12 protein-coding genes and 2 pseudogenes are annotated in these 15,501 nt (G+C 59.8%); 5 read left to right on the top strand and 9 right to left on the bottom strand.

The features are described 5' to 3' along the window. Positions 1–100: 100 nt before the first annotated feature. Both CP557_RS03365 and CP557_RS03360 read left to right on the top strand, forming a co-directional pair. On the top strand, positions 101–943 hold the full coding sequence (locus CP557_RS03365) for a DUF2797 domain-containing protein (protein ID WP_245852882.1): 843 nt from the start codon (positions 101–103) through the stop codon (positions 941–943). Between the two features lie 42 nt (positions 944–985). Beyond that, positions 986–3,649, top strand: a complete 2,664-nt coding sequence (locus tag CP557_RS03360; RefSeq protein WP_097378604.1) for a Piwi domain-containing protein — start codon at positions 986–988, stop codon at positions 3,647–3,649. 191 nt (positions 3,650–3,840) lie between these two features. Here the strand turns inward: CP557_RS03360 and CP557_RS03355 are convergent, their stop codons facing one another. The 9 genes and pseudogenes from CP557_RS03355 to CP557_RS22060 form a co-directional block, all read right to left on the bottom strand. After that, on the bottom strand, positions 3,841–4,281 hold the full coding sequence (locus tag CP557_RS03355; protein ID WP_143825024.1) for a competence protein CoiA family protein: 441 nt from the start codon (positions 4,279–4,281) through the stop codon (positions 3,841–3,843). Between the two features lie 89 nt (positions 4,282–4,370). Next, a complete protein-coding gene (locus CP557_RS03350; RefSeq protein ID WP_097378602.1) occupies positions 4,371–4,631 on the bottom strand; it encodes a helix-turn-helix domain-containing protein in 261 nt (86 codons plus the stop codon). Between the two features lie 246 nt (positions 4,632–4,877). Beyond that, entirely contained in the window at positions 4,878–5,318 is a 441-nt protein-coding gene (locus CP557_RS03345; protein ID WP_143825023.1) for a hypothetical protein, read from the bottom strand. Positions 5,319–5,638: 320 nt separating this feature from the next. Next, positions 5,639–6,796 carry a hypothetical protein gene (locus CP557_RS03340; protein WP_097378600.1) on the bottom strand — a complete coding sequence of 386 codons (1,158 nt, stop codon included), beginning with the start codon at positions 6,794–6,796 and terminating at the stop codon, positions 5,639–5,641. 340 nt (positions 6,797–7,136) lie between these two features. Next, the gene (locus CP557_RS03335) at positions 7,137–8,741 is read right to left on the bottom strand and encodes a tyrosine-type recombinase/integrase (RefSeq protein WP_097378599.1); all 1,605 of its coding nucleotides are present in this window, start codon (positions 8,739–8,741) and stop codon (positions 7,137–7,139) included. Positions 8,742–8,797: 56 nt separating this feature from the next. After that, positions 8,798–9,349: pseudogene (locus CP557_RS03330) on the bottom strand (IS6 family transposase); the annotation flags it as partial. Positions 9,350–9,382: 33 nt separating this feature from the next. Continuing rightward, the gene (locus tag CP557_RS03325) at positions 9,383–10,213 is read right to left on the bottom strand and encodes an IS5 family transposase (protein ID WP_097378597.1); all 831 of its coding nucleotides are present in this window, start codon (positions 10,211–10,213) and stop codon (positions 9,383–9,385) included. A gap of 78 nt (positions 10,214–10,291) precedes the next feature. Then, a pseudogene (locus CP557_RS23565) lies at positions 10,292–10,381 on the bottom strand (IS6 family transposase); the annotation flags it as partial. Positions 10,382–10,510: 129 nt separating this feature from the next. Then, positions 10,511–10,942: a hypothetical protein gene (locus CP557_RS22060; protein WP_143825022.1), complete on the bottom strand. Its 432-nt coding sequence runs from the start codon at positions 10,940–10,942 to the stop codon at positions 10,511–10,513. Between the two features lie 473 nt (positions 10,943–11,415). Here CP557_RS22060 and glmM point away from each other — a divergent pair, with 473 nt between their 5' ends. The 3 genes from glmM (at position 11,416) to CP557_RS03300 (ending at position 15,460) form a co-directional block, all read left to right on the top strand. Beyond that, complete coding sequence (glmM, locus tag CP557_RS03310) at positions 11,416–12,753, top strand: phosphoglucosamine mutase (RefSeq protein WP_097378594.1); 1,338 nt, start codon at positions 11,416–11,418, stop codon at positions 12,751–12,753. Positions 12,754–13,004: 251 nt separating this feature from the next. Next, positions 13,005–14,690, top strand: coding sequence for an alkaline phosphatase family protein (locus tag CP557_RS03305; RefSeq protein WP_097378593.1), 1,686 nt, complete (start codon positions 13,005–13,007; stop codon positions 14,688–14,690). A 107-nt stretch (positions 14,691–14,797) separates the two neighbouring features. Then, positions 14,798–15,460 (top strand): helix-turn-helix domain-containing protein, encoded by a 663-nt coding sequence (locus tag CP557_RS03300; RefSeq protein ID WP_097378592.1) that lies wholly within the window; start codon positions 14,798–14,800, stop codon positions 15,458–15,460. Positions 15,461–15,501: the final 41 nt, after the last annotated feature.

Here is a 15,501-nt window from a genome sequence, read left to right as displayed (position 1 = left end):
GCAAGTGTACAGCGAAGCGTTTATTATAGGATTCTGAGAACATTTTTGTCACGTGAATCGGTCCACTCCAAATAACACAGATGTATCAGGTCAGCAGACGTTGGACGCATTCCAACAACGAGCGCTCTGCGACGCTCCTCTCTCCTCAATAGCGTGGCATGGGTCATCTCCGACGCTATATCTCACGACGGAGGAGGAAGGTCTTGACCTCGGTGCACTCCTCGGGCACACTATCACCCTCTCCCTCCACGAGGAGCGCGTCTGCACGGCTTGCGGGGTCAAGAGCGAGACCTCTCCCTGCACGGAGTGCCGCGGAACCCCACCACACGCCCAGTGTGTCTACTCGCCAGGGAACGTCTGCACGTATCAGGACTGTCCATTCCCCGAGTTTCGGGAGCAGAACTGTAGCCATGATTTCGAGGTGTACCTCGTCGCAAAGGACCGCGTGAAGGTCGGGATTACTCGGGGCGGTCGCCGGATAAATCGCTTCCGCGACCAAGGGGCGACCCACGCTCTGATTCTCGCCCGGGCGAAGAACCGCAAGCTTGCGGGTATTATTGAACAGTGCTGCACCGAGGCGGTCACCGACCGCGCCCCCAAGGGCTGGTTCGAGCCGCTTGAGAACCCGCAGACCGCGCTGGTTGAGGCCGCCCGCCGCTGTGAGGACCACATCCCAGACCGCGTTCAGTCCTGCAGCGCCACCACTGGTGTCAGTGATGAGCAACTCGCCGACCGAATCATCGACCTGGAGTACCCCGGTTGCCAGCAGCTAAACGATGCCGCCGCCGCATCGCGCCCGCTGCTCGATGCGGGGGAAACCAAGACGGGAACGCTCCTCGCCATCCGCGGTGGAGCTCTCGCGCTGGACACGTTCACGTTCGAAAGCAGTCACCACAAGGGACGGACTTTGACAATCACGGTCGATGACGCAACCCACCCTTGACGCATTGTTTTACGATACCACCCGCTCCGATACCGCCAACGCATGACAGTTATTGACCTCGATTCGACCACCACCGCAGACGAACTGACATCGGGACGCACGTACGACATCTCGGTCACGCTCACCGGCGTCTACGATAACACCGACGAGCAGCATCCTCGCATGTCGCTCGCATTCGAGCAGGAAAACGGCGAGCGGCGCTACATTACCCTGTGGAAGAACGCGACACCCAAAGATGTCTTCACATACGACTACGCCACGGGCTCGACGTACGTCTTCACGAACATTGACTACGAGGTGAAGAACGACTACGAGAATCTGACTGCGACGTACCAGACGACCGTCGAGAACGCTACCGCTCAGGAAGTCGGGACGACCGACGAGGACGAGACGTTCGCGGGCGGCGAGCCGCTCGACCATCACTTGGACGACGCGCTTAACGAGACGCCAGACGACGCGGAGACAGAGAGCGACTCGGGACATGTGATGACATCGTTCGCCTCCCGCGACCAGCTCCCCGAGTGGACGCTGCACACGTATACGCTAACAGCTACGGACGGCGCAAAGACTGACACGGAGTACGCGCGACGAACCCTCGCATACACGGTACGGCGGGAACTCTATACCGAACACAATGCGGCTTCGATTGCAACTGACGGGCTAATGCTTCTCACGCCAGAGCCACTCGGCGAGACCCCGCTTGACCTTGATTGCGGTGTCCGGGTCAAGGCGGACGAGACACAGACACTCGATTACACCACTGCCAAAGACCGGTCCATCGCCCGCGAACTCGTCGAAGAGGGGCTCAAACGCTCCCTCTGGGATGACTACCTCGTTCGCGGCATCGATAAAGTCCTCTCGAAGGAGCCCGTGCTGACTTGCGACGAGTTCGACCTACATGAGCGGTACGACCTCTCTGTCGAAGTCGGTCACAGCGGGCGGGCGTATCTTCATGTCAACTTCCGCCACCGGTTCCTCCCGAAGCTGACGCTCGCAGACATTGATGATGACAACATCTATCCCGGGCTCAGGGTGAAGACGACGTACAGCCCCCGCCGAGGACATATCGTCTGGGGTCTGCGGGACGAGTGCGCCACCGACTCGCTTAACACGCTGGGAAACCAGTCCGTTGTCGCGTACCACCGCAACAAGCAGACACCTATCGACGCTGACCTCCTCAACGCTATTGAGGCCGCGGACCGGCGAGTCGTCGAAACTCGACGTCAAGGACACGGCGATGATGCTGTCTCGTTCCCACAAGAACTGCTTGCGGTCGAACCGAACACGCGCCAAGTCAAGCAGTTCGCCTCCGACGGGTTCCATCAGCAGGCCCGCTCGAAGACGCGTCTCTCGGCCTCCCGCTGCAGCGAGAAAGCGCAAGCGTTCGCCGAGCGGCTCAACCCAGTGCGTCTCAACGGAAACGCGGTACAGTTTTCTTCGGAGTTTTTCACTGGGAACAACGAGCAGCAACTGCGCCTCCTCTACGAGAATGGTGAGTCGGTCCTGACGTTCCGCGACGGGGCGCGCGGCGCGCATCCTGACGAGACATTCTCGAAGGGTATCGTCAATCCACCAGAGCCGTTCAAGGTGGCCGTGGTACTGCCTGAGCAGCAGGCAGATACCTGCAAAGCACAGTGGGACAATATGGCCGACCTCCTCAGCCAAGCCGGCGCGCCACCGACACAGAGCGAGACCGTCCAATACGATGCGTTCTCCTCGCCAGAGAGCATCAGCCTCAACGTGGCGGGAGCCATCGACCCTAGCGAGGTAGACGCGGCATTCGTCGTCCTCCCACCGGACCAAGACGGATTCGCAGACCTCGCCAGCCCGACGGGGACGTACGACGAGCTGAAGAAGTCGCTTGCCAACATGGGCATTTACAGCCAGATGGCGTACTTCGACCGGTTCCGCGACGCGAAAATATTCTATACTCGTAACGTGGCACTCGGGCTGCTGGCAGCTGCTGGCGGCGTCGCATTCACAACCGAACATGCGATGCCTGGCGACACAGATATGTTCATTGGAATTGATGTCTCTCGGAGCTACCCCGAGGACGGTGCTAGCGGCCAGATAAACATTGCCGCGACGGCGACCGCCGTCTACAAGGACGGCACTATCCTCGGCCACTCGTCCACCCGACCGCAGCTCGGAGAGAAACTACAGTCGACGGATGTTCGTGACATTATGAAGAATGCCATCCTCGGCTACCAGCAGGTGACCGGCGAGTCGCCGACCCATATCGTCATCCACCGGGACGGCTTCATGAACGAGGACCTTGACCCCGCCACGGAATTCCTCAATGAACAAGGTGTCGAGTACGACATCGTCGAAATCTGCAAACAGCCCCAGACACGCCTGCTGGCAGTCTCTGATGTGCAGTACGATACGCCTGTGAAGAGCATCGCCGCTATCAACCAGAACGAGCCACGGGCCACGGTTGCTAGCTTCGGCGCACCCGAATACTTGGCGACGCGCGATGGAGGCGGCCTCCCCCGCCCAATCCAAATTGAGCGGGTCGCCGGCGAGACCGACATCGAGACGCTCACTCGCCAAGTCTACCTGCTCTCCCAGTCACATATCCAGGTCCATAACTCGACGGCGCGCCTCCCCATCACCACCGCATACGCCGACCAGGCAAGTACTCACGCAACCAAGGGTTATCTCGTCCAGACCGGAGCGTTCGAGTCTAATGTCGGATTTCTCTAAATATCTATTACATCTTGGCCAGCCCGCTGGTCTCGCACCAAGATGCGGAGGGTATCGCCCTTAGGGGGTACGACCCCGCGCGGCACTCTGTCGCTGTTCATCGCTGACCACTGGCGCGCAGCCGCTCGGCGACCTCGTCGTTGCCTGCGTACTTCGGGCACTGGTCGGGAAAACAGTTCAGAGCGCCTACGTTACTGTGGAGTGATTACCTCCTCAATAACAGTCCCCTCGTCGTCCCGAGTTATCCAGAGCACCGAATACCCTGCATTCAGATATTCTTCTGTTTTTGCGTCTGACCTATGGTTGTAGATTGCGCACTCGACGGCGATTCCGCGGCCGAGACCATCCCGTTCCCGCGCGAAATTGGCGACCGCATCCGGGAATCTATCTCCGATTTGAGGTCGGTTGCCCAGCATGATATTGTCAACCTGAAAATCGACTCCAAGTAGGTCTTTCATCTCCGATGTTATCTCGCGGACTGCTCTCCAATGGTCTGAAGTCTCGACATGCATAAAGTGTCTGTCGCAGCCATCTGGGTCTCTGACGTACATCGGGGCAGTACACTCGGGGCAATAGACTCTCTCCCCTTTGGGGACATCATGTGGTTTTAAAGGCTCCTCGTCCAGTGTCATCGCTCGATATGGCATAGATTATGGAGCGTTTGCTGGCGAAATAGGACTAATCCCCGTGGCAAAAGTAGCGATGCACAGATATGACTAGGTTAGGCGCGCGCCCGTTCGATTGTCTCTTCCGATACGTTGAGCAGCATTCGGCCCTTCCAGCCAAGTCGCCAGATGCTGGACTGCTTACTCTCCCGTTCGAGCCAGCCGTCCTTTTCGAGGGCGTTAAGCGTTCGGCGGACGGTCTGGCGCTGGCTTTCGTCCATATCCAGCTTGCTCATTATGTCGATGGCCTTGAACCGTCCCCGGGCGACGAGTTCTTCGAGGGTAGCGTTCCAGATTTTGTCTCGGTTGGTCTTCATGCCCTATCAGAGAGCACGAGATAACCTCTACATATTGCCTGGGGTCCAGGAAAGGGTCGAGTGAACGGTCACGCGGTCATGTGACCGTGCGGACGGACGGTCGTACGGGGGCGCGGGGAATGGTCATGTTCCTTCCCTGAAAACCCACACCCTAATATGGCACTGGACCCCATCGGTTTTATTATACGATAGTATACCATAAAGTGCTGAAAAACGGGTTAGACGCCCCCCAAAAAGGATGTTCTGCTAATCCCCTTCCATCAGAAGGCGGCCGAGGCGGTCGCGCCATTCTTCTAGCGTGTCCACATCGTCGCGGAGGTCGCGGACCTGCGTCTCCAACATATCTACCCGCTCTTCCAGCTCGTCAACACGGTCATCCTGCTCGTGTTCAGCGATGAGTTCATCCGCCGCGTCAGAAAGGCCCTCGTCTACATGCCGCTCCCCCGCCGGAGTGAGGACTGCCACCTTCGGCGGGTTCGGGCCGTCAAACGGTTCATTCTCATCCATTTTCTCGATGTCGATGAGGCCGTGTCCCTCAAGCTTCCCAAACCGATAATCTCGCTCGCCCTGGTCCATACCGGTCTTCTTTCGGATTTGCGTTGTATCCGCGCGCCCGCCGTCAGCATAGACCACCCGCAGGAACGCCTGAGACTTCACATCCAGAGACCGGCCAACTCTCTGAGTCATACTTGTCCCTGTCTGACAAGACCCCAAAGGAGCTCCCTGCAGCCCGCTCGCCTCACTGGTCGGGACGCGCCAACCGGCCCTCGCACTTACAGTACCCTTCCACTCTTCCCTCACGCACCCAGGGTAACCTGCTCTCTAACCGGTGACCCCACAAGAGGGGTGTCGTTAGCGGGGGTCTCCCCCATGTTTCCCCACGTAGCTCGTATGGGTCTGGTACATGCGACCACCCTGGCGAAACATGGGGGTTGGCGACCCGGGCCAGCCCGCTCCAGACCCCGGGCGGTCTCGACAAAGTCGACCGCGCAATCGCCGACGAGTAGTTAGAACTCGTCCCTGATGTTAACCCGCAGCTGCATCATCTTCTTCGAGAATTCTTCCTGCGCCTCCTCGACCAGCGACCAGTTCGGGTCACTCTCGAACTTGGACTCCAGAAAGGAGATTGCCTGCTTCGCCTCTTCCTCGGTGACCACCGTCGCTCGGTCGACGCGCCGGAGCATAGTCTCTGGGTCACCCGATAGGCCAGCAACCTTCCACGACTCGATTTCTGCGGGCGGGCAGTAGGTTCCCAGCTCGTCGTACGCCTTCTCCTCGTGGAACCGGTCGTCATCCTCAACCGAGGAGACCACCTCCCCAACTTTCTCGTCCACCATCGAGATGAGGTCAACTTCCTCCGGCTCGTAGGAGATGGCTTCGAGGTAACCCTTACGAGTGGACGGGGTCTTCGGCGACCATAGTTCGTCAATGAGGTCGAGAATCTCGTCATCTGTCCACCCTCTCTCCGAGTTCCAGAGCGCGGTCTCCAGCGCGGCCGGCCGCTTGGAGCCCTCGGGGATGCGGTCTGGGTGTTCGCGGAGCATCTCAACCGTGAGGTCATCCCGCTCCCAGAACTCGCGGTCGTGGACGAGGTGGTGCAGCTCGCTAACGTCCCAATGCTCGCTCTCGCCCTCGACGACCGCTCGCAGGAATTCGCTGTCCTCGTACGCTACCGCGTCCAGGCCATCCTCAATCATCTCCCGGAAGCGCTGGAGGTCGTGGATGCGGTCGGAGCGGCTGTTCCACGGGGAGCCGACGAGGCGGGCGAGGGATGTGGCAATGGCATCTCCTAGCCCGCGGCCGTCCGGCATGTGGTCCATGATGAGATAGACAGACACACGCGGTACCCTCTCGTTCGGGTTTTCGAGGGAGCAAGTCCCACGGAGGATTCGCCGGCCGCGCTCCTCCGACTCAATAATTATTTTTTCGAGGAGGTCGCGGAGGGGTCGGCCAGCAGAGCGTTCCATCGACCGGACAGTTTGTTCTTCAACGAGGGTCAGTTCGTCGCTAACCCCGTCGTGTTCTGGGTCGAAGAGAATCGCCTCATTAGCCTTGAGCCCCTTCGTCAGTTGGTTATCGCCGCTGAGAGCGTCGACCGCCCACTTGACCATTGTCGGCTGTTTGCGCTCGGCGTCGTCCTCGACGTACAGTGTCGAATCAATCATCTTTCTGAGATATACTCACCCTTTCCCTAAATGTCTGTTCACGCTACTACGTGAGTTGGCGGCAGTCGGGGGGTAGTAAGTAGAAGGTTTAGTGTTAATTAGTTAGAGATAGGGTATAGTAGGGTAGCGGTGGCGGCGGCAGAGCGGTGCGACCGCAGCCGCTGAAACCGCTGAAAACAGCCCGCTCGTAGGTTGCGACAATCTCCGCGGCGAAACGGACCGCCGTCAACCCGCCGAAAAAACAAATTTTCTATTGCGCCGCTGCCAGTGGGAGCAACTCTCCACCAGCGCCGGTGGGAGCGGGTGTTCCCTCGTTGCTCGGCCCCGCTCCTTGTCTGTCTCAGTCCGCGCCTGCTGGCCGCTCTTCGAGGATGGTAATGACCCGGAGTGCGGACCCGTCCTCACCGATGGCGACGAACTCGGTGTCAGTGACTTTGTTGAAATCCACAATCTCGTCACGGATGTCCCACACATCTTCCGCCGGTACACTGTACGTACAGTTGTCAAGGTTGATTTCTGCCGTCTTGCCGTCAAGGTCTGGGTCGTGCCCCTCCGCCTCGAAGTCGTCGATGGCCTCTTCCAGTCCTTCGAGGACTGCCTCCTCCGGGGCGCGCGAGTGGATGAACGACTCCCCGATTACAGGGTCGCCTGTTTCTTGGACGTGCCGGTCGAGGCGGGTCTGCAGTCGACTGTACAGGTTCGCTGGTAACTCGATGGGGTCCTCTTTGAGTTCGTATTGGTTTTCGAGGAAGTACTGTACGAGGTCGTCGTCGTCTCCAAGTTCCTCTCGGATGTCCTCGAACCATTGCGGCTTCTCACGGATGATGTTGAGGTTTTGGCCGCAATTTGCACAGAACGACATTGCTGGCTCCACCGTCATGCCGCAGGTGGGGCAGTCGGCCAGTAGCGGCATTTCCTCTTCGGTAGGTTCGATACCGTGCGCTCGGAGGATGTTGTCGTTCACATCCTTGTCCGTCAGGTGTTCATATCTTTCGAGCTGCCCCGATTCTCGGCTCCAGCCCGCTCGGTGTACGATTTCTCGGTCTGAGAGTCCGCGTTTGGCCCAGAGCGTAATCGCGGTGTGCCGGAACGTGTGCGGGCTCATCTTGTCGTCCGGTATCTCATCGTGGTCAGCGGTGAGGCGGCGGAGGCGCTTGCGGACGACCGGCGGGTCGAACGACCCGTCGTCATCTGGGTCATCCTCGTCCCAGGTGTGCTTGTGGAGCAGGGGTGCGTTCGGGTTGTTCGGCCGCGGGTGGTCGCCGCTGAGGTAGCGTTGGATGTAGGGCGTCGACCAAGTTGTCACCTGTTTGTTCCCCCCTGCTCCCTTGGTTCCGATGGCATCAGGGTTAATCTCCAGCTTGCCGACCTTGTCGGTCTCATCGAACTCGTAGTCTCTCACCCGGAGGGTACAGATAGCCCCGACGCGGAGTCCCATGTCGAGGAGGAGCCCATACAGCATTCTATCCCGCTCGTTCCGGGCGGTTTCTTCGACCATAATCCGTATCTGTTCGCGGGAGAATACGTCCTCCTCGCCAATCTTACTCTGCGAATTCGAGGACGCGAGGGAGATGTATCCCGGGTTTGCGCTAAAGTCCCATTTGTACTCGTCGTCTTTCTCTGGGACCTTGCCGATGACGGCGCGGGCGGCCTTCCCGTAGTTCCGTTTGGTGCCGGTGGACCAGTCGCGGTCGCGGGCTAACTTCTTGATAACGCGTTCGATGTCACGCGTGGTGGAGTCGAGGAGCGGGCCGTCGATATGTTCCATGATGGTCTTCACCTTCATCGCGTTCCCGTATAGCGTCCCTTCTGCGTGGTCGTCTCTGAGCTTCTCGACGTATGTCTCTATGAGTATCTCGTCCATTTCGTGTTCGAGTTCAGGGATGTCCTCCAACAGGAGTCGGTCGAGGCGTTCGCTGAAATTGTGAGGGTCGTTTACGGACATATCAGCGGCGACGAGATTTCTTTACTTGAATATTTGGTCGGAGGTCTGGGTAGTGTTCAGATAAGCTGATTCCATGCGAAGCTGAACGATCTGAGCCAGTCGTCGGCAGTTTCTGCTTCGGCGTTGCTGAAGCAGTTTGAGAAGCAGAGTGTTCGTCGTTTTATCTCTCTAAAGACACGTTCAACAGCATTTCGATTTCCATGCTTTTCGTATCTGAAATCGAAGCCGTGGCGCTGACATGCATCTTGTAACGAGTGCGACCCATCAACGAGAAACACGGCGTCAGAGACGTTGTGTTTCTCGGATAGTTCCGTAAGAAACGAATGAGCGAGAACCTTCGTTGTTGTCGGTTCAAGCTTTGTATGGAGCAATTCGTTTGTCTCTGGATCGATTGCGGCGTACAGCCAATACTGCTCATCGTTCAGTCGGATCACGGTCTCGTCAACCGCAACGTGATCCGGACACCGGCCAGATTCGGGCTGTAGATCGGCCTTGTGTACCCAATTGTGAACAGTAGACCGAGCGCGTTTGACACCGAATACCTCAAGAACAGAGACAGTATTCGAAAGCGAAAGTCCAGCGAGGTGCAGTTGAATACTGAGCTTCATCGGCTGTGTTGAATCGCCATACAGCGGTGGATTTCACTGTTTGACAGCCCGCTTGATGTTATAGACGATACACATCAGGGTAATTTCACGGAACTCTCGATACCAGGTACGCGCTCGCACGGCGTAGCCGAGCGAGCGCTTGATGGCGGGGTTCACGGTTTCAGTCATTGATCGCTGAGCGTACCGATCTTCGTCAATACGAGCGTTGTGAGCGTGATCGTAGGGAGCGAAGATCCGGTGTTTGATCAGCGGGCGAATGTCGAGTTTGCGGAGCTGGTCGCGGAGCGCTTGCTTATCGTAGCCCTTGTCAGCGGCAAGGGATCGCAGATCGCCCGCGTTCCGGCGGGCGATCTGCTCGGCGAGGTCTGCGTCGCTTCCTTCTAACGTCGTTGAGCAGTGAAGATCGAGAACAGCTTGCGTTGCTGTATCGACGAGTTTTGTAACTTTGAGCGTTTGAACGCGGTAATTGGTTCGGTGGCAGTAGTGGCGGCTCGCACGATCACGTTCGTAGAATGTTGCGTCGATAGCAGCGTGTTCAGAGGGGTTGTGCAACTGCGCCGACTGGTGCAGTAGCACTCGACAGACACTCATTTCGATCCGATCAAACGCCTTACACAGCGTAGATGGAGCGGGGAGATCGGCCACGTCAAGGCCGATATCCCCTGTTATTTGCGGCATTTCCTTCAACAGATCGATCGTCATCCGGTAGGACGTATCGAGGTAAATCCGGAGGCAATGCAGCGAAATGAGGGCATAGTCGGCGAATCCGCCGCCACCAGTCGGGGCGGCGGATTCGCCTCGTTCACCCGTAACTCTTTGTGCAATCGAGACGCAACGCTCGGTGAAGCGGGAGATTTGTGTCATGGACAACCAAATTTTCCCGCTTCAACTCCTTCGATTTACTGACCTTCCCCGACGCCATCTAGTGATTCAACGCAGCCGCTTCATCAGCAATCGCGGTGTCGCTTCTCGTTCAACAAACTCTAAGTTGATCTCGTCTAAACAACCGTTGAGGCGGTCGTTTTCGGGCATAGATCACTCAGAAAACGAACCGCCTCATCCTTCATCCTTATCTGAACACCGCCGAGGTCTGCCAGCTCGACTATTATTTCGAACCTTGCCAATCTCGTGTAAGTCAAATAATAGGCCGGGAGAGGGTTATTATTCTATATCAGAAGTGTCAATTCGAAGGGCGCTCTCTTCGTGCCAGTCTTTGACAAGCGGAACTAGCATTTCGCCTGCAAATGGCCAGTCATCGTCCGACTGAGCCAATTTCTGTGGTTTTGCATCGGCATTGTACAGGGGGACCTCAGAATGCTGGAACTCCACTAACTCCGGGTACTCCACAGTCTCCGTATTATCGTCTTCTGGTCCCAGTTGGTCGGGAGATTCAATGATAGTCTTTTTCTCTGTCACCTGTAGAATAACAGTTGCTGTCTCAGAGTCAGTCTCGTGGATTGTGGTTTCGATTTCCCGACAAACCTTCCATAGTTGACCTTCTTTTTGGCCACCCACACATCCTTCCACTTTGTTTGCGAAATCGTGTTGGTATCCATACTCTGCATCTAGTTCATCTCTTGGGATTTCAACCATGTCTACTGGTTCACTTCACGTGGACTAAAGCCCCGCTATTACTGGACCTATAGGATTCGTACTGTTTTGTCACGAATCCGCCCGGGACTATAATTACTCGAAGTAATACTCTGTTTTCGGCGATACGGAACCCATTCGATCGTAACGTCCCCGGACACAGTCCACTCGAGGCCCGAGTGGACGCGCACGCAGATACGCCGGATCGCAGAGTCTCGTATCTCGAGGCCCGAATGGCTGTTTCTCCCGATCGAACCCCGATCCTCGCCGCGTCCCGACGGCGTGAACGCGTTTTCGTCCTGCGTTCCGTCGGTCGCTGCCTCGAGTCCCCTGTTCACCACCACCGAGTGATCGGCGTCGGACCCGAACCGCTCGAGAGTCGATGAGAGCGCTGGGTCCCGGTCCTGCGGCGAAACCGCCGTTAGACCCGTTCTAATAACTCTATAATAATCAATTCACTATCAGATGCAGCGACCATGTTCGGTACAAGCGGTATCCGAGGAACGGTGGGTGAAGACGTCACGGCTGCGCTGGCGCTCTCGATCGGTCGCGCCGTCGCGTCCGACGGCTACGACCGCGTCGTCGTCGGTCGAGACGCTCGAGAGAGCGGAGCCATGCTGATCGATGCAGTGACCGCCGGGCTCCGAGAGTGTGGCGCGGACGTGCTCGAGGTCGGCGTCGCGTCGACGCCGACGGTCGCGAGGACCGTCTCACGGACGGACGCGGGGGCGGGTATCGTCGTCACGGCGTCTCACAACCCCGCACCGGACAACGGGATCAAACTCTGGTCGTCGTCCGGGAAGGCGTTCGGGCCCGACCAGCGCGACGCGATCGCCGCTCGCGTCGACCGGGACGAGTACGACCTGCGACCCTGGAACGGAGGGGGCTCGATCGAACCGGTTGCGGACGCGATCGATCGGCACGCAACGCAACTGGTCGAAGCCGTCTCGGTGGCCGACCCGCCGAGCGTCGCCGTCGACGTCGGGAACGGTTCCGGCGGGATCACGGCACGCGCGCTCTCGGACCTCGGCTGCGACGTCGTTACGCTGAACGGGCAGCGAGACGGGCGCTTTCCGGGACGGCCGAGCGAGCCGACTCGAGAGACGCTCGGTGATCTCGCGGCGCTGGTCGAGGCGACGGACGCGCGGCTCGGGATCGCTCACGACGGCGACGCCGATCGGATGCTGGCCGTCGACGAGACGGGGACCTTCGTTCCAAAAGACGTGCTTCTCGCCCTGTTCGCGCGCGAAACTGCGACCGACGGCGACAGCGTCGTTGCGCCGGTCGGGACGAGCATGGCCGTCGACGATGCGCTCGCGGCCGTCGGCGCGACGGTGAGTCGAACGCGGGTCGGTGACACCTTCGTGGCCGACCGTACGACGCGGCCGGGCGTCATCTTCGGCGGCGAACCGAGCGGCGCGTGGATCTGGCCGGACGAAGCGCCGTGTCCGGACGGGCCACTCGCCGCGTGCAAGCTCGTCGAACTCGTCGCCGACCGCGGACCGCTGTCGTCGCTCGTCGAGGACGTCGAGACGTACCCCATTCGTCGCACGTCGGTCGCGGTCGAAGAGAAAACTGCCGTGATGAATCGGGTTCGCGAGTGTGCCACCGAGCGATACGACGACGTCGACACGCTCGACGGCGTCTACGTCGACGTCGGCGACGGCTGGGTCCTCCTGCGTGCGAGCGGCACCGAACCGGTCGTCCGCCTCACGGCCGAAGCGCGAGACGAGTCTCGAGCCGAGCGCCTGGAGGCAGACGCCATCGGACTCCTCGAGAACGCGATCGAAACGGTGTCGGGAATCAGACCGTGACCGTCGGTTCGGACGTCGGACCGTTCTCCCGGCTCGGACGTGATCGGTCGCGGGATAGTACCGTCGTGGATCCGGGGGCTCTGTGCCGCGAGTTGGCGGATTACCCGCGTTCCGGCAGCTACGTTTAACGGATCGATAATGAAGTGTTTCGTCCGCTACGCTGGGTGTAGATACGTGGTGCAACGAACGATACCGCTTCCGTGGGCTATCGGTAGCGGTCGAACGAAAGGACTGAGTACACAGATGAACCGATGACTCGGACGTTTCCCCGTGACGGCGCGACATCGACTGGACGTACCGAACGCGAATCGACGGGATTGGAGACACTGCTTATCGGGATCGACGCGGGGTGTCTGCCGGTCTTCGAGCGACTGTTCGAAGCCGACAGGATCCCGACTATCGAGCGGCTCTGTTCGGAGGGCGTAACCGCACCGCTCGAGTCACAGATCCCACCGTGGACGCCGAGCGCCTGGCCGTCGATCTACACCGGGGTCAACCCCGGCAAACACGGCGTGGTCGGCTTCGTCGGCTACGACGGGTACGACTGGCACGTGACGAGCAACGACGACGTCCGCGAGCAGCCGCTGTGGACGCTGCTGGACCACCACGACCGCTCGAGCGTCATCGTCAACGCGCCGGTCACGCATCCCCCGGGCGAGTTCGACGGGGCGGTGGTTCCCGGATTCCTCGGTCCCGAGGACCCGCCGTGTCACCCCGACGGACTCTTGGACGAGATTCGCGACGAGATCGGGGAGTATCGCGTCTATCCGAACTACACGCGGGACGACGATTCGCTCTCCGACGGTGAGAAGATCGAGGAGTATCGGGAACTCGTCCGGCTGCGCGGCGAGACGTTTCGCTACCTCGTCGGCGAGTACGAACCGGAGTTCGGCTTCGTCCAGTTCCAGAAGACGGACACCGTCTTTCACGAGTTCAGCGGCGAGCAACGACACGTCGATCGCGTCTACGAGGCGACCGACGAACAGATCGGGGCGATTCTCGAGGACTGCGACCCGGACCGCGTCTTTCTGGTGAGCGACCACGGAATGGGCGAGTACGAGGGGTACGAGTTCCGGATCAACGAGTTCCTCCGCGACATGGGCTACCTCGAGACGACGACCGGCGGGAAGGGGATGCCGTCGTGGACGCCGATGCGCAGACGCCTCCGCGAGGGCGAGGAGTACGACACGTGGGAGCCGGGGATGGTCGCACGCACAGCGTCGGTCGCCGCACGATTCGGTGTCACCGCCCGTCGAATCCGGACCGTACTCGAGCGGGTCGGGCTGGCGGACCTCGCGATCGAGTACGCGCCAAGCGGCGTCTCTCGAACGGCGAACGAGCAGGTCGATTTCGCCGAATCGGAAGCGTACGTCCGTGCGCGGACCGAACTCGGCGTCCGAATCAATCTCGAGGGGCGTGACCCGACGGGTGTCGTTTCACCCGAGGAGTACGAGGAGGTCCGGGAGGGACTCATCCGGACGCTACAGGCCATCGAGACGCCCGACGGCGAGCCGTTCTTCGAGACGGTCGCGCCCCGCGAGCAGTACTTCCACGGCGACAACATCGACGAGACGGTCGACATCGTCACGATTCCCGCTGACTTCGAACACATGCTCTCCGAGCAGGTAGGCGAGGGTGACTACTTCGGCCCGGCCGAACCCTGGAATCACAAGCTCGACGGCGTCTTCGTCGCGGCGGGCGATGGAATCGACGAGGACGCCGCGCTCGAGCGGGCACACCTCTTCGACGTCGCGCCGACGATCATGGCCGCGATGGGGGTCCCCTACAGCGACCGCATGGACGGCAGCGTCGTTCCCGTCGTCGATTCGATCGAACCGATGTCCTACCCAGCGTACGAGGGGGGTGCCGACGAGACCCGACCGGCGACGGACGAGGACGTCACCGACCGACTGGCCGACCTCGGCTACATGAACTGAACCGCGGACCGCAGGATCCGGATCGGTTCGCGCCGCTGCAATCCGCTTATTCGCGCTATAAGTATGGGCCACCGGTCCCGACGACGGAGTACGACATCGAGATCGCAATGGGATTTATCGCAGCAGTCCACCTCGTCCACGACGAGCTTCCGTTGGTCCCGACGATACAACGCTGTTCGGACGTGACGCTCAGGTACGAATACGGGACGACGACCGCCGAGCGACGTCTGCAGTTCGTATCGGCCTTCAGCGACGAGCACGTGGTCCTCGAGGACGCGATGGCTGCCGATCCGACCGTCTCGGACCCGTCTCGCGTCGCGACGTTCGAGAACCGGGCGGTCTATCGCGTCGCCGTCGATAGCGACCTCGAGATCGTTCCCGATCGGTGTGTCGAGTACGGGCTGTTCGTCTTCACGGTAACGAGTTGCGACGGGGGCTGGATCGCACGGATCCACCTCCCCGATCGAGACGCGCTGTCCGCGTTCCGGACGCACTGTCGCGACCGCGGCATTTCGTTTCACGTGACCCAGCTGTACGACTCGTCGGCGACCGACGACCGGACCTACTCCCTGACCGAACGACAACACGAGATCCTCACGATGGCGTACTATGCCGGCTACTTCGAGGTGCCGCGGCGAGTCACCCAGGACGACCTCGCGGATCGGCTCGGGATCTCGGATTCGGCGGTCTCCCAGCGGATTCGGCGGGCCGTCTCCGAACTGATCGCCACGACGCTCGAGAACGATCGCACACCCGACGAATACGGGTAAGTCTGACCGACTCGCAACTCCCCTACCGGCCGCCCGAATCT

This window comes from Natrinema ejinorense (assembly GCF_002494345.1).
GTDB classification, from domain to species: domain Archaea; phylum Halobacteriota; class Halobacteria; order Halobacteriales; family Natrialbaceae; genus Natrinema; species Natrinema longum.
This window is presented reverse-complemented; position numbering and strand designations above follow the sequence as displayed.